General features: G+C 46.3%; 21 protein-coding genes. 17 read left to right on the top strand and 4 right to left on the bottom strand.

Annotated features, from left to right (window positions below; genetic code table 11):
• Positions 1-6 precede the first annotated feature (6 nt).
• Complete coding sequence (locus N7U64_RS13745) at positions 7-762, bottom strand: alpha/beta hydrolase (RefSeq protein ID WP_318930214.1); 756 nt, start codon at positions 760-762, stop codon at positions 7-9.
• A gap of 31 nt (positions 763-793) precedes the next feature.
• Positions 794-1,144: a hypothetical protein gene (locus tag N7U64_RS13740; protein WP_318930212.1), complete on the bottom strand. Its 351-nt coding sequence runs from the start codon at positions 1,142-1,144 to the stop codon at positions 794-796.
• A gap of 256 nt (positions 1,145-1,400) precedes the next feature.
• On the opposite strand from N7U64_RS13740, the gene N7U64_RS13735 reads away from it, so the two are divergent.
• The 3 genes from N7U64_RS13735 to N7U64_RS15420 all read left to right on the top strand — a co-directional run bounded on the left by N7U64_RS13735 (position 1,401) and on the right by N7U64_RS15420 (position 2,396).
• On the top strand, positions 1,401-1,679 hold the full coding sequence (locus tag N7U64_RS13735) for a transposase (RefSeq protein WP_318930211.1): 279 nt from the start codon (positions 1,401-1,403) through the stop codon (positions 1,677-1,679).
• A gap of 119 nt (positions 1,680-1,798) precedes the next feature.
• On the top strand, positions 1,799-2,011 hold the full coding sequence (locus N7U64_RS15425) for an IS3 family transposase (RefSeq protein WP_413230439.1): 213 nt from the start codon (positions 1,799-1,801) through the stop codon (positions 2,009-2,011).
• A gap of 52 nt (positions 2,012-2,063) precedes the next feature.
• On the top strand, positions 2,064-2,396 hold the full coding sequence (locus tag N7U64_RS15420; RefSeq protein WP_413230441.1) for a DDE-type integrase/transposase/recombinase: 333 nt from the start codon (positions 2,064-2,066) through the stop codon (positions 2,394-2,396).
• A gap of 21 nt (positions 2,397-2,417) precedes the next feature.
• Here N7U64_RS15420 and N7U64_RS13730 read toward each other — a convergent pair whose 3' ends face one another.
• Positions 2,418-3,113, bottom strand: coding sequence for a hypothetical protein (locus N7U64_RS13730; RefSeq protein ID WP_318930209.1), 696 nt, complete (start codon positions 3,111-3,113; stop codon positions 2,418-2,420).
• Between the two features lie 160 nt (positions 3,114-3,273).
• Here N7U64_RS13730 and N7U64_RS13725 point away from each other — a divergent pair, with 160 nt between their 5' ends.
• From N7U64_RS13725 to N7U64_RS13715, 3 genes are all read left to right on the top strand, one after another.
• Positions 3,274-4,761, top strand: a complete 1,488-nt coding sequence (locus tag N7U64_RS13725; RefSeq protein ID WP_318930207.1) for an adenylate/guanylate cyclase domain-containing protein — start codon at positions 3,274-3,276, stop codon at positions 4,759-4,761.
• Between the two features lie 23 nt (positions 4,762-4,784).
• Positions 4,785-5,561: an adenylate/guanylate cyclase domain-containing protein gene (locus tag N7U64_RS13720; protein ID WP_318930205.1), complete on the top strand. Its 777-nt coding sequence runs from the start codon at positions 4,785-4,787 to the stop codon at positions 5,559-5,561.
• A 76-nt stretch (positions 5,562-5,637) separates the two neighbouring features.
• The gene (locus N7U64_RS13715) at positions 5,638-6,414 is read left to right on the top strand and encodes an adenylate/guanylate cyclase domain-containing protein (protein ID WP_318930203.1); all 777 of its coding nucleotides are present in this window, start codon (positions 5,638-5,640) and stop codon (positions 6,412-6,414) included.
• 517 nt (positions 6,415-6,931) lie between these two features.
• On the opposite strand, the gene N7U64_RS13710 is transcribed toward N7U64_RS13715, so the two are convergent.
• Complete coding sequence (locus N7U64_RS13710; RefSeq protein ID WP_318930202.1) at positions 6,932-7,429, bottom strand: hypothetical protein; 498 nt, start codon at positions 7,427-7,429, stop codon at positions 6,932-6,934.
• A 255-nt stretch (positions 7,430-7,684) separates the two neighbouring features.
• Here N7U64_RS13710 and acnA point away from each other — a divergent pair, with 255 nt between their 5' ends.
• The 11 genes from acnA (at position 7,685) to tnpB (ending at position 20,412) form a co-directional block, all read left to right on the top strand.
• Positions 7,685-10,408 (top strand): aconitate hydratase AcnA, encoded by a 2,724-nt coding sequence (acnA, locus tag N7U64_RS13705; RefSeq protein WP_318930200.1) that lies wholly within the window; start codon positions 7,685-7,687, stop codon positions 10,406-10,408.
• A 66-nt stretch (positions 10,409-10,474) separates the two neighbouring features.
• Entirely contained in the window at positions 10,475-10,939 is a 465-nt protein-coding gene (locus N7U64_RS13700) for a DUF3939 domain-containing protein (protein WP_318930199.1), read from the top strand.
• A 196-nt stretch (positions 10,940-11,135) separates the two neighbouring features.
• Entirely contained in the window at positions 11,136-11,843 is a 708-nt protein-coding gene (locus tag N7U64_RS13695; protein WP_318930198.1) for a hypothetical protein, read from the top strand.
• Between the two features lie 72 nt (positions 11,844-11,915).
• Complete coding sequence (locus N7U64_RS13690; protein ID WP_318930197.1) at positions 11,916-14,159, top strand: AAA family ATPase; 2,244 nt, start codon at positions 11,916-11,918, stop codon at positions 14,157-14,159.
• Between the two features lie 12 nt (positions 14,160-14,171).
• A complete protein-coding gene (locus tag N7U64_RS13685; RefSeq protein ID WP_318930195.1) occupies positions 14,172-14,606 on the top strand; it encodes a thioesterase family protein in 435 nt (144 codons plus the stop codon).
• A gap of 95 nt (positions 14,607-14,701) precedes the next feature.
• On the top strand, positions 14,702-15,769 hold the full coding sequence (locus tag N7U64_RS13680; RefSeq protein ID WP_318930193.1) for a M15 family metallopeptidase: 1,068 nt from the start codon (positions 14,702-14,704) through the stop codon (positions 15,767-15,769).
• Between the two features lie 17 nt (positions 15,770-15,786).
• The gene (gene plsY / locus N7U64_RS13675; protein ID WP_318930192.1) at positions 15,787-16,407 is read left to right on the top strand and encodes a glycerol-3-phosphate 1-O-acyltransferase PlsY; all 621 of its coding nucleotides are present in this window, start codon (positions 15,787-15,789) and stop codon (positions 16,405-16,407) included.
• A 206-nt stretch (positions 16,408-16,613) separates the two neighbouring features.
• Complete coding sequence (locus N7U64_RS13670; RefSeq protein ID WP_318930190.1) at positions 16,614-17,378, top strand: DeoR/GlpR family DNA-binding transcription regulator; 765 nt, start codon at positions 16,614-16,616, stop codon at positions 17,376-17,378.
• Positions 17,379-17,403: 25 nt separating this feature from the next.
• Positions 17,404-18,069 (top strand): copper homeostasis protein CutC, encoded by a 666-nt coding sequence (locus N7U64_RS13665; protein ID WP_318930189.1) that lies wholly within the window; start codon positions 17,404-17,406, stop codon positions 18,067-18,069.
• A gap of 410 nt (positions 18,070-18,479) precedes the next feature.
• Positions 18,480-19,118, top strand: a complete 639-nt coding sequence (locus N7U64_RS13660) for a DUF975 family protein (RefSeq protein WP_318930188.1) — start codon at positions 18,480-18,482, stop codon at positions 19,116-19,118.
• 202 nt (positions 19,119-19,320) lie between these two features.
• Positions 19,321-20,412 carry an IS200/IS605 family element RNA-guided endonuclease TnpB gene (gene tnpB / locus N7U64_RS13655; protein WP_318930187.1) on the top strand — a complete coding sequence of 364 codons (1,092 nt, stop codon included), beginning with the start codon at positions 19,321-19,323 and terminating at the stop codon, positions 20,410-20,412.
• Positions 20,413-20,423: the final 11 nt, after the last annotated feature.

Here is a 20,423-nt window from a genome sequence, read left to right as displayed (position 1 = left end):
AATACTTCACCATTTCAGTTCATTTAAAAAAGTAAGAATGTCTTGGTTGATTTCGTTCATGTCTTTCCCTAACGTCATTAAATGTTTCGAATGCGCAAATCCTTTAATCGTTTTTTGATCCGAAGTTACGCTTTGTAAAATCTTCTCGGCACTCGTCTTGTACGAGGGGTCATCCATTTTTCCATACATGACGCAAACAGGAGAGACTACGGATGCTAAGTTGTCCCTTGTCCGGTTAATGAGTTGTTCGAAGTCGGTCAGCGATTCAAAAGGGAGGTGATCCAGTTCAGCCATTTCAGAGGCAATCTGCTGCTCCTCTTTTCCTTCGAGTTGTTTATACCGCCGGCCATAATAAAATATTGGTTCTCTTAGAACGACTGCTTCCTTATACATGGGTACGGACATGGTGACTACACCGTTTACCTTTGACTCCTGTCCCATTTTTAAGGCAAGTACACCGCCAAGAGAAAGACCGACGACTGCTATATGTTCGAACCCTTTGTCTTTCAACAGTTGGTAACCGTTGAGGGCATCCTGCCACCAGTCGGCTGGTCCGTAGTTCAGAAGTTCTTCTGCCGGTAAACCGTGTCCACTGAGTGTCGGGGCGTAGCAGGAGTACTGATTTTGCTGCAAATAACTTCCAAGCTTTTTCATATCATTCGGATTGCTGGTGAAGGAATGTAAGAGCAGAATAGCTTTTTTTCCACCTTCATAATAAAAGGGTTTTGGAGGTAATAGTCTCATAGAAAAGTAAGTCCTCATTTCGTAGTCTGTCTCTTTTTATGGATTTACGTTATTTCGTGTTCACTTCGTAATCAGATAAGATTTTATTTCCGACAGTAGTAAGCATCTCTGAGTTAACAAAAGAGTTTACTAGAAAAAGTAAGTTGTCTTTGCTGAGAACGGGATTAATCATCAGTGCTTTTTGTTCAAAAGCAAAGCGGTTTTGGTCATAATTCATGATCAAGTCTTTTAACTCACGTAAGTCATTTTTTGAGAGATCAAACAGGATGACCGCTTCATGTATCGTCGTATCTTCCATTGCATTCGGATGTAGATTTCCGAGTAAAGTCAATAACGTACGATTGTGAAATTTCAGCTTTTCGATTTCCTCTATCAAATAGGTATAATTTTTATTTGACATATCTGAGCTCATTCTCCTTTGAGTACATATGATAATATTGTATCAATTTACCAATGGTTATCGTAGGTGATGTTGAATTTTCCTGAACAGAATTGGTTTGAAAGTGGTGATCACATGCAATTACCTATACGTCGTGGCACTGATAAGGTCATTTAAATTATTTAATCAAACATGGATGGTCTACAGTTAGTTGGACATAAACCTTAAGGACAATTAGACTTAGGAAAATTATGAACAGCAGTGGAGAATCACCTTCATGAATAAACAGGAACGACGAATTTTTAGCGATTCACTCAGACAACAGATGGTTAAGCTTCATTTGAATGGAAAATCACGCGCCGATATCATTCGGGAATATGAATTGACGCCTTCGACATTTAATCGCTGGATCAACCAAAGTAAGACGACCGGATCCTTTAAGGAAGAAGATAATTTGTCGGATGAAGCGCGTAAGCTACGTGTGCTTCGGAAGCATGTCCAACAACTGGAGATGGAGAATGATGTTTTAAAGCAAGCCGCGCTGATCATAGGATGAAAGTAAATGTGATCAAGAATAATCGACATAAATACTAGGTATCAGCAATGTGCAGCGTCCTCCAATTATCCAAAAGTACGTTTTATTATGAAGTTAGACAATGACCATCGGTCGACGATGTGACGGAAGCCATCTGTGAAATTTTTCGACGCAGCCGAGAGAACTATGGCACGCGTAAAATTAAGATTGAACTCCAAAAACAAGAGAAATGTTTCTCTCATCGTCGAATCGGACGCATCATGAAAGAACAAGGCCTTGTCTCTACGTATACGCTGGCGCAATTCAAGCCTAAAAAGAAGCATGCAACGAGTCGATGGAAGCCAATGAATTAAATCACACGTTTGAGCAAGGAGAAAAGCTATCCGTTGTCGTCAGTGACTTGACATACATCAAGGTCCGTCAAAATGGCATTATGTATGTGTATTTGTTGATCTCTTTAACCGAGAAATCATCGGGCATAGTATGGACAAGCGAAAACATGCGCAACTGGTCCATCGTGCGTTCGTTTCCATTCCTCACGATTTGCGTCGTATCCGGATGTTTCACACGGATCGAGGAAGAGAGTTCAACAATCGTCTGATTGAGGATACCCTTCATACGTTCGCTACAAGCAATCACCCATTAAGAAAATTGTCTAGTTTAGTGTTGACAATTCAAGATGATATACAAGACACCCCCTCATTTCAAACACGAAATGAGGGGGTGTCTACAATTTGAGAACCCTAAAAGAGTTCGACTTTATTTTATAAATAGGAACAGGATATTAAGTAAGATGAAAATGACGGTCGAATAGATTAGATAAGTAACCCCTTTGTTATATAAGGAGAACTTTTGTTGACACCTTTTGGAATTGATGTAGATTTGGGACAAAAAATCGTCCAATACTTGTTCCGAAGTTTGGGCTTCAAAAGAGTTCTTAAATTCATTAAAGGAACGTTTATCAATAGTTCCGAAAAATAGATTTGAATTGGTTATTAGACCTGGTTGTCGATAGTTCGATGCGTTGATGTCGCCTTTAATACCCAAAAACAGATTGTAAATACTTCGAATCATAAATAAAACAAAAAAAGCTAAGACAACAACGGTAATGATTATGAGTGGCATTTGTGTGTCACCTAACCGAGCCATACTGCTGAGATTAAATAATCCATCTACTAATTTGGATAGTGAACCATTAATAATACTACTGGCAAAAAAAGCACCAATCAGAATGCCGGAAAATGCTAAGGCAAATGAAATTTTTGTGTCACAATTGCCTATCCAAAAATTGATACGTTCAAGCGTTCTGATTGCTTCCTGTTTTTTTTGGTCATTGTCTAATGGTGAGGATGTTTTTGGTTCTAAAGTTTGAGTTGTGGACGGCTCCGTTTGGGAAATCATCGAATCTACCGGTACATCTGACTCCTGATTGTGATTGTTCGGTGTTTCAGCCATTGTCTCTCCTCCATTTCTTTAGGTAGTAGCTATTTCTTTTATAAGTCTTTTGATTTGGAAACACAAGGAAGAATGTAGGTGGAATAGGATTTTTCCTTGGCGATATTTTCCTATACGAATTATACTTAGAACATTCATTCAGAGAAAGCGGGGGCAATTCATGCCGATGATTAGCAAGGCGAAATACAAGGAAATCGAAACAAGAATTGAGCACATCTTTTCGACAGAAATGGAAGTCGAAGATTTCACGGGAGATACGGTTCCGACTTCTCAAGACTTGCCGGATAAAAATAAAGGACTTATCATCACAAATTGTACCATTTTATTCGTGGATATACGGAGTTCGACCAAACTATCGGATAAGACACAAGCGAAGAACATGGCTAAAATCTATCGGGCGTTTGCTCGGGGGATGTCGATGTGCATTAACGAAAGTGGTGGTCGAGTGCGACAAATTGCAGGAGATCGGGTCATGGGCGTATTTGTTGACGATAAAGACGAAAGCTCAGTCAAGAAAGCGATGCATACAGCACAATCGATTTTGACGGTTGTAGAGCATCTTTTCAATCCTATCTGTCGCACAAATATTAATGGCAAGGAAATTGGTTGCGGGATAGGACTTGATACCGGGCGTATTTTGACAACCTCAATCGGAATGAAACATCAGGGAGAAGATTCGAGAGACTTGGTATGGACAGGGAAGACCGCCAATGTCGCAAGCAAGCATACTGATTTAGCGGAAGCTAACGAAATTTTTGTCACAAAACGTTTTTACGACAAACTACCCCAGTCTTTTAAGAAGACATCAAATGATAAATCGATTTGGGAAAAAACATATCGCCTAAAAGGAGACAGTGTCTTTGAAGGATACGGGGTGAGTGCCTTTTATTTGGATGAATTGCTTGAAGAACCAGTGAAAGAGAGCATGTCGGTCACTTCATCCGCTTTGTCTCCTGAAGCCGGTGCGATGGATGCTGGTCAAATCGTCACAGATATTGTTCAAGGAGTGGAAACAAAACTAGGTGATTTATTAGGAAACTTTGAGCAGGTTATTCGACGTGAAAACATTATTTCGAGAAAAGAACAACAATTAGGAAATAAAATACGAGAGTTATATGAGCGTGAAAAAGATATTAAAAGGAAAGAAGTCGAATTGGAAAATCAAAAGCAAACCCAAACTAGAATTTTGGAAGATAATATTAACAAAGTGACGTATGATTTATCAGTCAGTTCTTTACAAGAACGTATTGATAACCTTGAATTAGATGTTTTTTTAAAGGAACTAAAATATGTTCAAGATTTGGGAAGAAAAATTGGGAAAAAGCAAGAAACAGTCCAATACGATTTGATGGTTTGGAAATTAGTCATGTATTTGCATAAAAAAGGTGAGTCCAGATTTGCCTTCAAAATATTAACGAGACAACTGACAGAAACCTTACCTTCCTACTCTGTACCCTTACCAGAAAATTCTGTTCCGATTATCAAGAGTTTGGGTGGAGAGCGAGAATATCTTGAAGCCGCTACTTACCATGTCGAAAATCGGAACCCGGATATAGGTGAGCTGATTCGCATTAGAAATGTCTTGAAAAATATTGGATTTGAAAGCTTGATTGGAAAAGGTTCAATATTTTTTAGTGATTATATTTAAAAATGGAAGTGGAGGAATGATACATGCGAGGAAACAATCAGGCATTCGATTTCGAACGGAGTTTAAAGCGTATTAAAGAAAGTCTCTATGATCCGGCGAATTATGAGGAAGCGGACGATATTCCAAAAAAAGAAAGTCTAACGTTTACAAGTGGGAAGTATGTACAATGTGCATCACTGTTCGTTGATTTACGGGGGTCTTCCGACTTAATTAAAACACAGAAGCGACATCCTAAGACCTTAGCTCGTCTCTATCGAGCATATATCAGCGAAATGGTAGCTATTGTCAATAGCTTTAAAACCTGTAAGGAAGTCAACATTATTGGCGATTGTGTCTCCGCTATGTTTGCCGGTGACCAGGGAGATGAAAAGCCGGTCATCGAAGCACTTCGAGCCGCTTCTATGTGCAACGGGATGATGGAGGTGCTAAACGTCCATTTCAAGAAGAAATGGGGAGCAGAATTCAAACCCGTGAAAGCGGGGATTGGTGTCGCTTTAGGACGAGCACTTGTCATTAAAGCAGGACATAGTGGAACTGGAATAAATGACTTGATTTACATGGGTGACGTCGTCAATAAAGCGTCTAAGATGTGTGGACTCGCATACAAAGAATACCCATTGCATCCGATTTGTGTAACGGAATCGGTTTACAATAGTGCAGATAAGTATATTGCAAATTACGACACCAATTCTACGTTTCAAGATTTCTTGACACTCCAAAACCATAGCAAGCATGGAGCGTTGTATGTAGGTAATTTTCATCGAATAGCCTTTCATGACTGGGCGGAAGAAAACAAATAATCACAAAAACGAAGTCTGTGTCACGACTTCGTTTTATCTTGTTTTATAATATCAATAAAAAAGTGAGGCGACGTCAATGCGAACAAATCATCAGCCATTCCAATTTGAAGATAGTATGAAACGTATTCGAGAACATCTTAGCACCTATCGAGATTACTATGAATCTGATGACATTCCTGAAAGGCATCATTTAACCTCTGAGAAAGGGACTTATGTTCAATGTGCGTCTATGTTTATTGATTTAAGAGGGTCATCTCAATTGAATAAAACTTATACGGACAATCCAAAAGCGTTAGCTCGTATTTATCAAGCATATATCAGTGAGATGGTTGCTATCGTCAACAGTTTTAAAAGCTGTCAAGAAATCAATATTGTAGGCGATGGTATATCGGCTATGTTTGCAGGAAACCGAGGCGAAGAGGAACCGGTCATCGAAGCACTTCGAGCCGCCTCAATGTGTAATGGGTTGATGAAGATTTTAAATGGTGAGTTGGAAAAAAAGTTCGGAGGAAATTTTCAGAAGTTGGAAGTCGGAATTGGCATAGCGCTAGGGCGGGCATTGGTTGTAAAGGTAGGTCTCATAAATAGCGGTATTTATGACTTGGTTTATATCGGGAATGTCGTGAATCAAGCATCTAAAATGTGTGGACTAGCATATAAGCATTTTAATGAACCAATTTGTGTCACTTCAGACGTTTATGAAGCAATCGGGGACGTTTATGCGAATAAAGAAGATAAAAAGACCTTTCAAAACTTTTTGAAGCCGGTATCTCATCCTAAATACAGGATCGTTTATACAGGAAACTTCAATCGTAGAACATTTAGAATCTGGTCAAAACAGAATCCGGAGTAAAAATAATCGATTCATGAAAAATGTGAAAACACCAGAGTTTCAATTTTAAGCGTAATTTGGAACGTATCGATGAAATCCTAAATACTTCAACCAGCTATGAGGAAGCGGATGATATCATGCAACTAAAAAACTTAAAATTTAAAAATGGGAAGTACGTCCAATGTGCATCACTGTTCATTGATTTACGTGGGTCTTCCGACTTAATTAAAACACAAAAACGACATCCGAGGATATTAGTCCGTCTATCCCGTGCATATATCAGTGAAATGGTTGCTATCATCAACAGCCTTAAAACCTGTAAGGAAGTCAACATCGTCGGGGATTGGTGTCGCTTTAGGACGAGCGTTTGTCATTAAAGCCGGACATAGTGGAACAGGTGTAAATGACTCGATTTACATGGGTGACGTCGTCAATAAAGCTGAGTTATGTCCTAGTCTCAACACGAATAAGTATCTGCAACTATCGACATTAAAAAAGTCCCCGAAACAACGGGGACGAAGCAACAATCTTTTTTCAATTAAACCGTCTCATCCGTAAACGTTTCACCGGTCCGGCGCACGGTCGCCCCGAGTTCAGCTGCCAGCGCATTGATTGCTTCCGAGTCCTCGTTGACTTCGCTGATGATGATGACACCGTAGTGGTCGGGATTGATCTGGTTGAGCGTCCGGTTAAACAGATCAAACGAATCGCGTTCGTTTTTTTCGTCCCGGTTTGCCCCGATCAGGTATCCGGCGACGGAGCCGACGAGCATGCCGAATGGTCCGCCGACAACGCCGACCGCCATTCCGATCAACGAACCTTTAAACGATTGATCCTGTTGCGTGAAGTCGATTGCATCGATGAACGAGAAGCCGTCCGTCTCATTGCGTTCAGCAAGCACCATCTGTTCCATTTCAATCTCTTTGATCGCTTCGAGATCCTTGATCATCTCAAAACCGGTTTTGGCTTTTTCCAAATCGTTGAAAATAATCGTCGTGACGACGTGCGTTGCCTCATTATTTTTATATTGTGCCATAATTTCCGCCTCCAGAAAGTTCTGATGTCGTTCTACAATTTATCTGTACCCGTAACAGAACCATTAAAAACTAGAAAGCGCGTGTCGTCATAAGCATATGATTGATATAGCTTCTCAATTAGATGATAAGTAAAACTTATTGAAGGTCTTTTGTTCTTTCAAATTGTAACGGGGCTCATATTATACTATGATAGAGCTGTACAAGTAAGCGGTATCAGGGGCTTGATGTCGTCAACACTTAAAGGGGGAATCAGCATGAAGCAAACGCAACCATCGCAAGACGTGTTTGGTGCACGCCGTTCGTTTGAAGCAAACGGTAAAAATTACAACTATTACAGCATTGAAAAATTGGAAGAACTCGGTCTGACGGAAGTCAAACGTCTTCCGTATTCAATCCGTGTGCTGCTTGAATCCGTCCTTCGTCAACAAGACGGTCGTTCGATTACACAAGAGCATGTCGAAAACTTGGCGAAATGGGGAACTGCCCAAGTATCGAATGATATCGATGTGCCGTTCAAGCCGTCACGCGTCATCTTACAGGATTTCACGGGCGTTCCGACGGTCGTCGATCTCGCGTCACTCCGTAAAGCGATGCAGGACCTCGGTGGAGATCCATCAGTCATCAACCCGGAAGTTCCGGTTGATCTCGTCGTTGACCACTCGGTTCAAGTCGATTCTTACGGATTTGCCGGTGCACTCGCTGAAAACATGGATCTTGAGTTCGAACGGAACGAAGAACGTTACAAATTGTTACGCTGGGCAACAACAGCATTCGATAACTACCGTGCTGTACCGCCTGCAACAGGAATCGTCCACCAAGTTAACCTTGAGTACTTGGCATCTGTCGTTCTTGAAAAAGAAACAGCAGACGGTTCGGTTGATGTCTACCCGGATACACTCGTCGGAACGGATTCTCACACAACGATGATCAATGGACTTGGTGTCCTTGGTTGGGGTGTCGGTGGAATCGAAGCAGAAGCAGGAATGCTCGGACAACCGTCATTCTTCCCGGTTCCTGAAGTCATCGGTGTCCGCATCACAGGTGAAATGCATCCTGGAACAACAGCGACAGACGTTGCCCTTCGCGTAACAGAAATGTTGCGTCAGCAAAACGTCGTCGGTAAATTCGTTGAGTTCTTCGGACCATCCCTTCACTTGATGTCATTGTCTGACCGCGCGACAATCGCCAACATGGCGCCTGAATACGGTGCGACATGCGGATTCTTCCCGGTGGATACGGAAACGTTGACGTACCTTCGTCTGACAGGCCGTGACGAAGACTTGATCGAAAAAGTTGAGAACTACTCAAAAGCAAACGGCTTGTTCTACACGCCGCAAAACGAAGATCCAACATTCACGAAGACGGTTGAACTTGATCTGTCGACAATCGTTCCTGCTCTTGCCGGACCAAAACGTCCACAAGACCGGATTGATTTGACAGACGTCCACACGTCGTTCCAAAAAGCATTGACGGCACCACAAGGAAACGCCGGCTTTGGTCTTGCGGAAGACGAAGCAAACAAAGTCGCGGTCGTTCAATTCAAAGACGAAGCAGTTGAGATGCGTACGGGAGACCTCGCCATCGCTGCGATCACGAGCTGTACGAATACGTCGAACCCGTACGTTATGATCGGTGCCGGACTCGTTGCGAAAAAAGCGATCGACCTCGGATTGACGGTTCCGAAATACGTCAAGACATCTCTTGCACCGGGATCAAAAGTTGTTACGGACTACCTGGAGAAATCAGGTCTGCAACCGTACCTCGATCAACTCGGCTTCAACACTGTCGGTTACGGCTGTACGACATGTATCGGAAACTCGGGTCCGCTTGACCTTGCCGTCGAAAACGCGATTCTCGGATCAGACCTGCTCGTCTCGTCTGTCCTCTCAGGAAACCGGAACTTCGAAGGACGGGTTCACCCGCTCGTCAAAGCCAACTACTTGGCATCACCGCCACTCGTCGTTGCTTATGCGATTGCCGGAACAGTTGACGTCGACATCATGAACGCGTCACTCGGAACAGGCAAAGACGGACAAGAAGTCTTCTTCGCCGACATCTGGCCGTCACGTGACGAGATTCAAACGATCATCAACACGGTCGTCACACCAGAAAGCTTCCGTGCCGAGTACGATTCGGTCTTCACAGGAAACGAACGCTGGAACAACCTTGACGTACCGACAGGCGATCAGTATGACTTCGACGAAGAGTCGACATACATCCAAAACCCGCCGTTCTTCGAGAACTTGGCGAAAGAAGCCGGTCATGTCGAAGCATTAAACGATCTCCGTGTCTTCGGTAAGTTTGCGGATTCTGTCACGACAGACCACATCTCACCAGCCGGTTCATTCTCGAAAACGACACCAGCCGGACAATACCTCGTCAGCAAAGGTGTCGCACCAAAAGACTTCAACTCATACGGTTCACGCCGTGGTAACCACGAAATCATGATGCGCGGAACATTCGCGAACATCCGGATCCGTAACCAGGTTGCTCCGGGTACTGAAGGCGGCTTCACGACGTACTGGCCGACAGGCGAAACGATGGCAATGTACGATGCTGCGATGAAGTACAAAGAAGATGGCACAGGTCTTGTCATCCTTGCCGGTAAAGATTACGGAATGGGTTCATCACGTGACTGGGCAGCGAAAGGGACAAACCTTCTTGGCGTCAAAGCCGTCATCGCCGAGAGCTTTGAGCGGATTCACCGTTCTAACCTCGTCATGATGGGTGTTCTGCCGCTTCAATACGCGGCCGGCACATCGGCTGAATCACTTGGCTTAACAGGTGAAGAAGCAATCAGCATCGCAATCGACGAGTCGGTTCGTCCGCGTGATATTGTTGAAGTCACAGCGACAGCTGCAGACGGAAAAGTCACGAAGTTCGAAGCGATTGCTCGTTTTGATTCAGAAGTCGATATCGATTACTACCGTCACGGCGGAATCTTACCGATGGTTCTCCGCGAACGCTTGCAAAACTAAACCGTTTACATTAACGTTTGAGGTGGGGGCAACCCCACCTTTTTTGATGGAGAAAGGGGCGAGACCGTGAACCGATTTAAGAAATGGTTTCAAGCAAAAGAAGAACCCGAGCTGCCGGTTCGCGACGTCACGCTCGATGAAGTCAAACGGGCGACACATGCCTTTGAATCGGCGTTGCCGAAAGGAACGAACCGGACGATTCTGCTCGATGAGGAACAACGAATCGATTTAACGCAACTGGCGCCCTATCTCGGTGCCCGTTCGACGCAAGTCTTCTATATGTCACGGGAAACGTTTACGATCATGGAAGCGAAAGACCATTTGACGGTCTATGAGATGGATCATGTCCAGATTGCAGTCGACCGGTATTTTGAAAAAGAACGGAAATTACCGCTCAAACCGCACTCGAAGACATTCCAGGTCGATTGTGCAAAGTTGTTTGAACAGGGGTATTTACGGGAGTTGCCGAAACATCTCTATTACCTGGTCGATGAATCGATGATCGTCTCGCTCGAACCGAAAACCGATTAACGCAGCCGGATTGCTCTGAACGGGCAGTCCGGTTTTTTGATGAACCGGCTGCTTTTCTAAAAAACAGAATCAATTGTTCAAAAGTCTGACGTATTTCTTCAGAAATGCAGGAATCTTGGACAAACCCTTTGTATTCTAAGCCTAAAACCGATACCATTAACATGAAACGAGACAAATTTAGGATGGTGTACATGGCATGACGAAACGAACGAGCACATGGATTGCAGTCGCAATCGTGGCAATGGCGATACTCCTTGCCTATAATTTTTACCTTTTGAATAAGACACAGACCGCTAATGAAGATAAAGCTGCTCCGGTCAAACCGTTTTACACGATGTCGCGGATCCAGTACGTCGAAAAGAAACTGTCGACGACGGAAGATGCACTCGAGACACGGACGTATGAAGTCGTTTTTGATGATAAAGGCCATTTCCGGACAGAAGTCATCGACGGACCGTCGAAGGGAACGATGGCGATTTGGGACGGGAAGATGTTCAGCGAATACGATGCTGACGGAAAATTGTTGAACGAAACGAAAGCATCCAAGAGTGTCAGTGCACCGCGCCCGTTCTTATCACGCGGCTTTAACGAACAAATCATTAAATTCATTGAGAACGGTGATTTTGGTCAGGTGGAAGGCGAAGCCGATATCGCCGGAAATGCAGCTGACGTTTACGTCAAAAAAGAGCCGTCGAGCACGGTTCCGAAAGAATGGATCAAAGAGTATCCGTCGTTCTTCGATAAAGAAGACAATGCGGAAGAAGCGACGTATTACGTCGCATCGGACCGGTCGAAAGTACTCGGAGCCGAGTCCCGCAATAACGGTAAACTGTTTTACTCTGTCAAAATGAAAAAGATCGAGACACTGGATACATTCAATCCAGACTGGTTAAAAGCTAAATGAGGACAGACCGACTGGAGCGTCACACCGTGACGACCACAGTCGGTTTTTTCGAGAAGCAGGAGGAATCAAGACATGGAGACATTCTCAAAAGAGGAGATGTTCAAACAAATTGCAGCTTGGGAAGAGGGGGCGAAAGTCGAAGAGGTCCTCGCCTTACGTTATGCCCAGAGCAGCCGACTATTACAGGAAACGGAAGCGTTAGTCCGGATTTTAGCTTTACTCGTCGAACACCGTTACATCATGACCGGACGAATCGATGCGCTCGCGGAAAGCTGGATGCAGGAAATCCGTCAACACGACCGGCTGCCGGAGCGGCTCGAACAGTTGTTGATCGAACAGCAGCTCCAGAGCAGTTATCAGTTACTGGTCGCGAATACCTTCCCGACAATCCGCGAGACGGACAATGCCAATGCCAAACGGTCCGCGACAAAGGAATTGATCCAACAAGCGGGTCAAATCCTGCATGAGACGGAACAGGTCGTCGAACAGACGGAACGCTTGCGCCGGATGGATACGGCGCGTTGGTCGGAACTGTTTGAAGCCGGTAAAGCATTGCTGTTGTCGAGCGCGTCGCTCGAACAGATTGCGACGGAATTTCTCGACAGTCTGCAGGAACGGTTTTATTCCCGTGACGCTTTTCGGGAGATGACGGAACTGAAAGCAACGGCATTGCAGGATCTGCGCCGGGTCGTCGCCTTGTTGCCGGCAGAAATCAAACAGGTTGAACGGTCGGCGCTTGAGGAACTCGACGCGATGATTGGTCTCGATGATATCAAACTGCGTGTGCATCAGATGTACCGCTTCTTGAAATATCAGCAAAAACGGACATCAGACGGCTACCGCTCGAGTGATCAGCCGTCACTCCACATGATTTTCATGGGAAATCCGGGAACCGGTAAGACGACGCTTGCCCGGCTGATGGCAAAAATCTATCATGAACTCGGTCTGCTCGAACGTCCGGAAGTCGTCGAGACGGACCGGTCGTCGCTCGTCGGTGCATTTGTCGGTCAGACGGAAGAACAGGTCATGAGTAAAGTCCGGGAAGCGGTCGGCGGTGTTCTCTTCATTGACGAGGCCTATGCCTTAAAACGCGCCGGACAAAGCGGAAACGATTACGGACAGGCAGCCATTGATACGCTGGTTGCCGCGATGACGAGCGGGGAATACGCCGGCCGGTTTGCCGTTGTCCTCGCCGGATATCCGGAAGAAATGCGCGATTTCCTGAAAGCGAACCCCGGTCTGCGGAGCCGATTCCCGGAATCGAATCATTATCTGCTCGCGGATTATACCGATACGGAACTGCTTGAAATCGGTCGTTCGATTGCGACGGTCAACGATTATGTCCTGACGGAACAAGCCGAGCGCGCTTTATTGTCCCGACTCGAGCGTGAACGGGTCGACGCCAGTTTCGGTAACGGACGCGCCGTCCGCAATATCGTCCTCGATGCCATCTTCAAAAAAGGGGCGAGTCTCGGGGAAAGTGCCAGTCACGAAGATTTTGCGTTGCTCGAACAAGCTGATTTTGAACTTGTTGCTTCAGATGATAATACGGTCGAGGAACGACTCGAACAATTGGTCGGATTACAGCCGCTGAAAGCGGAAATCAAACAAATCCAGGCATTATTGTCGATGCAGAAGCGCCGCCAGGAAGCCGGATTTAAAGTGTTGCCGGTCGAACTGCATGCGGTCTTCAGCGGCAACAGCGGAACCGGGAAAACGACCGTCGCGGCTTTGTATGCCGATGTCCTCCGCCAGTGCGGTTACTTGAAGCGGGGCCACTTGAAAGTCGTCAGCCGGGCCGATCTTGTCTCGGGCTACGTCGGTCAGACCGCGCAACAAACGCGGGACGTCATCCGTGATGCGCTCGGCGGTGTTCTGTTCATCGATGAAGCGTATGCGTTAAACGGGGGTGCCAACGATTTCGGCAAGGAAGCGATCGATACGCTGGTCGACGAGATGACGAAACATGCCGATAATCTGGTTGTCGTCCTCGCGGGTTACGAGCAGCCGATGCAGGCGTTGCTCGCCAGCAATCCGGGTCTGAAATCCCGGTTTAAACGCGAATTCCATTTCCCGAACTACGCGAAAGACGAGCTGATCGAAATCATCGTTAATTACGCCGCACAGTATGGGTATCAGTTGACGGAGGAAGCGAAAGATACGCTCGAGGGTATGATCGAAACCGTCCCGAACGGAAATGCCCGTGCCGCGATTACGATCGTCGAACGGGCCATTGCGAAGCAATCCGTCCGATTAATTGACAAACTTAGCTTAACCGGTTCAGAATGGTCCTATCTTGAAAAAGAGGATTTTTAAGGGGGAAGCTACATGTACACGATTGAAATACCAGTCCGTTACGCAGAAACCGATATGATGGGCATCGTCTATCATTCGAATTATCTCGTTTATTTTGAGATTGCACGGACGGAACTGATCAAGTCACTCGGACTTGATTACAAGGAAATGGAAGAAGCCGGATATGTCTCGCCAGTCACGAACGTGAATCTCGATTACAAACGGTCATTGACGTACGGTGACGTAGCACAGGTGTCCGTCTGGGTTGATCATTATGACGGTTTGCGGACGATTTACGGCTATGAAGTCAAGAATGCCGACGGTCAACTGGCGGTCGCAGGAAAAACGTCGCATGTCGTCGTTAAAAAAGAAAATTTCCGTCCAATCCGTTTACCAAAAGTCTTTCCGAACTGGCACGCGATTTACGAACAAATGCGTACCGATGATGCTGCACTCATCTCCAATTAAGCCTCCGCCCTCAGCAGGATTTCTTGCGTGAGGGCTTTTCTAATCAGTCGATTAGAGGTAACATAGAATAGCACCAAGGAAGCGGGGAATTAAAAATGAAAAAAATCGTAGCAGTCAGTACATTGGCGCTCCTCCTTGCAGGATGTAACCCTGGGGATCAGGAAGCGCAAGACAACTCAAAAACCGAACAGGCGAATAAAAGCGCAGATGAAAAGGCCACTTCAGACAACGAAAAAAGTGATGCCGAAGTAGCGAAAGAAAAAGAAGCAAAAGAAGCAGCGGAAGCGAAAAAAGAAGCCGAAGCGAAAGCGGAAGCTGAGAAAAAGGCCGAAGAGCAGGCAGCTGCCGACAAAAAAACAGCGGATGAAAAAGCGGCTGAAGAGAAAGCGGCTGCGGACAAATCAGCTGAAGATAAAACGACGGAAGAGAAGTCATCGGACGCATCTTCGACAGAAGACAAGGCTGAAGACAAATCGACCGACAAAAAAGAGGACGGAAAAACTGATTCCGCTCAGGATCCGGAACCGGCCAAACCGTCGAAACCGGAGTCCGAGACACCGGATGTCGATAAATCGGATACAAAAGCCGATTTATCGCTCGACCTGTTAGTCGTCGTCAATAAAAAATACAGCTTGCCGATCGATTACAAACCGTCGGACTTAGTCGTACCGAACGTCAGCTTCTCGTATTCCGGCGTCCTCGAACAAAGTTACATGCGGGCACCCGCCGCAAAACAGATGGAAAAAATGTTTGCCGATGCAAAAGCAGACGGCGTGACACTGAACGCCGTCAGCGGATTCCGTTCCGGTTCACGTCAGACCGTCCTTTACAACAACTACGTCGCCCGTGACGGAAAAGCGGCCGCCGATCAATATTCGGCCCGTCCCGGTCACAGTGAACACCAGACCGGACTTGTGTTTGATATCTCGGCACCAAGTGTCGGGAACGGATTGACAGCAGAGCTCGGGGATACAAAAGAAGGAAAATGGATTGCGAACAACGCAGCGAAGTATGGATTCATCGTCCGTTACGACCGTGGGTTCCAGTCACGGACTGGGTACACGTATGAGCCATGGCACATCCGGTATGTTGGTGTCGGTCCAGCCACACAAATTAAAAATAATGGACAGACTCTCGAAGAATATATGAAGGTCGGTCACTAATACGTTGGAGGTTGACCATGATTGAAATCATCGGGATTTTAATTTTAGGCTATTTACTCGGCTCGATTCCATTTGCCCTGCTTGTCGGAAAATGGGGACACGGCATTGATATTCGGCAGCACGGCAGTGGAAATCTCGGGACGACGAATACGTTTCGGGTCTTAGGCAAAAAAGCAGGCATCATCGTCTTGATTGGTGATCTCGGTAAAGGAGCAGTCGCCAGTCTTGTGCCGATCCTGCTCGCTTCCGAATTACACCCGCTGTTTGCGGGACTTGCGGCCGTCATCGGACACATCTATCCGGTCTTTGCCAAGTTCAAAGGCGGAAAAGCCGTCGCGACGTCCGGCGGGATGCTGCTCGTGACGAGCCCGATCCTGTTCCTGTTTTTACTCGTCTCATTTTTGACGACGTTACGCTTCAGCCGGATGGTTTCGCTCAGCTCAATCGTTGCGGCAAGCATCGGAATCGTCGTCTCGATTACGATTGGTATCATCGAACATGACTGGATCGTCCCGACGTTCTTTACGATTCTTGCCCTGTTCGTCATTTTCAAACACCGCGAAAACATCAGTCGGATCCGTCAAGGTACGGAGTCGAAGATCAACATGTTCGCAAAAGACAAAAAAGAAATCGACTGATAGTAACCGAATGCTGTTGCTCTTCTCGGAAGGGCAGGAGGATTCGGTTTTTTGTCGTTTGCCGATTTTGTTTCGTTAATCTGAAAAATGAACGAATTCAACAACAATTCATAGGAATTACACGTTTTTTTACACCGGATTTACAAGACCTTTACAGACGTTCGCTACACTAGAAGTAGTACTTGTCTGTGAAGGGGGAAGGTCATGTGTCGTTATTAGGAGAGGAACGAAAATCACAAATCATGCAGTGGCTTGAAGAAGAAGGGAAAGTCATGACAAAAGATTTGATCGATCGGTTGGATGTCTCCGGTGAGACGGTCCGACGGTATCTCGAAGAACTCGAACGGGAACGGCAACTGAAGCGGGTCTACGGCGGGGCGATCTACCAGGGCGGAAAACAGGAGTCACCGGTTTCACGACGGACGGATCAACTGTCACGGCGGCTGGCCCGCTATGCCAAAGGCTGGCTCAGTGACTACTCCTGCATCTTTTTGGGAAAAGGGGAACCGGTCGAGCATCTGTTGCCGTATTTAAACGGCAGTGCGACGATTGTCACGAACTCGTTGTCGATTGCCAGTCACCTGGAACAGTGCCGGGAAACGGGACCATTTCACGGGGAAATCCGGCTGCTCGGCGGAACCGTCGATTCATTTGGACAGACGGTCGGGGTGGAAGTCTTGCAGGCACTCGATGCCTACGCCTTTGATGCCTCATTTTTGACGTTCGACGGTGCGGAAATCGAGCGGGGATTCGTCAGCGACGACATCGAATCATCGCTGATTCAAAAAGCCGTCATCGGACGGACGAAAGACGTGTATGCCTTTTTGGCGTGTGACGAGTTTGAAGGCAACCGGAAGTATAAAGTGGCGGAATTCCGGCGCGCTAAAATCGTTCTCAGTCCCTCGACCTATCCGCCGTCCTGGGAGATGAAACTGTTTAACGAACGGGTGAACTGGACCGTCGTCTCATGATACACTAGGGCGGGAGGGATGTACCATGTTAGAAATCATTGCAGCAACAGTAGAAGAAGCAACAGCGGCCGAACGGGCGGGCGCCGACCGGTTGGAACTGGTCTCCGCCTTATCGGAAGGCGGTTTGACACCGAGTTACGGACTGATCCGGCAAGTCTTGTCATCGGTCGAGATTCCGGTCCATGTCCTTGTGCGTCCACACAGCAAGTCGTTCGTTTATTCGAAAGCCGATCAGGAAACGATCATCACGGACATCGATTTGATCCGGGAACTCGGCGCAGCAGGTATCGTCGTCGGGTCCTTGACGGCAGACGGTCGTGTCAACGAAGGATTCCTCGGACGGATCATCAAACATAAAGGCGATTTGTCGTTGACGTTCCACCGGGCAATCGACAGCAGCCGTGACATCCTAGAAGCAGCGGAAGTATTGGCTGATTTTCCGGAAGTCGACCGGATTTTAACGTCCGGGGCGCACCCGACGGCACTGGAAGGCCAGGCAGTCATCGCCGAAATGATCGAACAGCATCCCGACTTGATTGTTTTGCCGGGCTCCGGAATTACAGTCGAACGGGCGCAAGAATTACTTAAAACAACGAACGCAACTGAGTTACACGTCGGATCCGCTGTCCTCGTGGATGGTCAAGTCGATCCGGAGAAAGTCAAAGCGTTAAAAGAATTGCTGATACGTTAAAAAAAGCTTTAGGGTTCGAAGAAAAAATGATTCTGCTCTTCACTCGCTTTCCTCAGGCGAGACACAAGCCAGTTTCCCTGCCCTCATGGTCAGGGAATCGGGTCTTGTTTCTCTCTGACAGCGCAATGGAAATTGCGCTTTTTCCTGTAGGAGTCTCATGAAGCGAATCATTTCTTTAAAACGAATATAGGGAGACGGACTTTAAAATCCGTCTCCCTATTTCATTACTTAGATAAAACTTATGAATGTATGATTCGCAACAAACATAAGATACTGAGAAGTAAAATGCTGTAGGAGTCCATTGTCCAAAAATCGTCACATCTTCAGTCTTGTGAAGGGATGATTGCTATTTTTTCAAAGCAGACTACGGTACACTAAAACAGGAAAGTTGAAAGATAAAGGAGTTCATCATGACAAATCTACAGTACAAACAGGCTGCACTTGCGACGTTAAAAGGAAAGTGGCTGACAGCGCTCAGCATCTCGATCATCTATTTCGTCATCTTTGCACTGGCGGCCAGCCGGATGTCGTTTGACCAGGACAATATCGACAGCATGCTGCGTTTCGTCGCCCTGAACATCGTCGTGACGATTGTGCTCGCACCGGTTACGCTTGGGCGGACGATTGCCTACTTACGATTCGTTCGCGGAGAGTCGGCCGGGATCGGGACGTTATTTGAAGGGTTTGCGTCGATCCGTTTTTACCTGAAGACGATGGCGGCTTACACACTGGTGACGCTGCTCGTTTATATCGGTTCTTTTTTGATTCTTCCCGCCATCTACTTTTATCTGATGTACCGTTTGGTGCCATTTTTATTAGTCGATCGACCGGATTTGTCGTTTGTCCAGGTGCTGGGGGAAAGCCGCCGCATGATGCGGGGGCATAAATGGCGTCTCGCGAAACTGTATCTCAGTTTCATCATCTGGGGGATTCTTGCGTTGCTCAGTACCGTCGGCGTGGTCCTGTTGACGCCGTATTTTGATACGACGATGGCACATTTTTATGAACAATTGAAAAAAGAGCAACAGACAGCAACACGTTCCGCGTAAAAAAACGAGTCTGACTTTCCCTGGTTGGGAGTGTCGGACTCGTTTTTGTCATCCATTTTACTAAATTTAGCGAGAATTCTCCCATCTCTAAGCATCTTGGGGCGGAGCCCGGCGTAGGTGGGAGATGAATCGCCTGACTTTGCAAGACTCCAATCGTTCGATAAAATGAGTATAAAGAATCAAAAGGAAAGGAGTGATTGCTTTGCTGAAGGCATATAAGTTTCGACTCTATCCGACGAAATCCCAACAAGAATATTTCGTGAAGACGTTCGGTTGTGTCCGCTTCGTCTACAATAAGATGCTCGAAGAGCGGATCCGACTGTATGAAGACTCGAAGCTCAACCCTGGCGCAAAGCAAAAGCTCCCAACCCCAGCGAAGTACAAGCCTGAATTCCCTTTCCTCAAAGAAGTCGACAGTCTTTCCCTTGCGAACGCTCAGATGGATTTGAACAAAGCGTATAACAACTTTTTTCGGGATCAGTCTGTCGGATTTCCGAAATTCAAATCAAAGCATAACGACCGAGCCTCTTACACAACAAATAATCTGAAGGGGAGCATACGAATCGAAGATCGTAAGGTGAAACTTCCTAAAATCGGTTTCGTAAAGTTGAAGCAGCATCGTCCGTTCGTTGGTATCATCAAGTCCGCTACGGTCTCGATGACGAAGACCCGGAAATTCTTCATCTCGATTCTAGTCGATCAGACCGAAGAGCAATGGGTTCCCGCTAAGAATAAAGTAGGAATCGACCTTGGTCTGGAACACTTCGCCATCATGACGAACGACGAGTGGACTTCTGAGAAAGTTGCCAATCCTCGTTTCCTTCGAAAGTCCGAAGAGAAGATCAAGAAGGCACAACGTGCCTTGTCCCGCAAAAAGAAGGGGAGTAAGAACCGAGACAAGGCGAGGATCATCCTCGCCAAGAAGCATGAGAAGATTGTAAATCAACGTCAAGACTTTCTTCATAAGCTGTCGAAACGGATCGTTGACGAGAACCAAGTCATCGTCGTCGAGACACTGAAGTCGAAGAACATGATGAAGAACCATACGATCGCCAAATCGATCGGAGACGTCAGTTGGTATGAGTTCGTCCGGCAGTTGGCCTATAAATGCACATTCTACGGACGAACACTGATCAAAGCGGACCAATGGTACGCCTCAACGCAAATCTGTTCTTCTTGTGGAACGAAAGGCGAGAAGAAGACGTTGGATGTGCGCGAGTGGACATGCACTTGCGGTGCGCATCATGATCGAGATATCAACGCAAGTATCAACTTGTTGCTGTTAGCAGACTGAAACCCCTTCAG

It is taken from the genome of Exiguobacterium sp. K1 (assembly GCF_033721435.1).
Lineage (GTDB): Bacteria > Bacillota > Bacilli > Exiguobacteriales > Exiguobacteriaceae > Exiguobacterium_A > Exiguobacterium_A artemiae.
The sequence above is the reverse complement of the archived record's forward strand: the minus strand, read 5'-3'. Positions and strand labels throughout refer to the sequence as shown.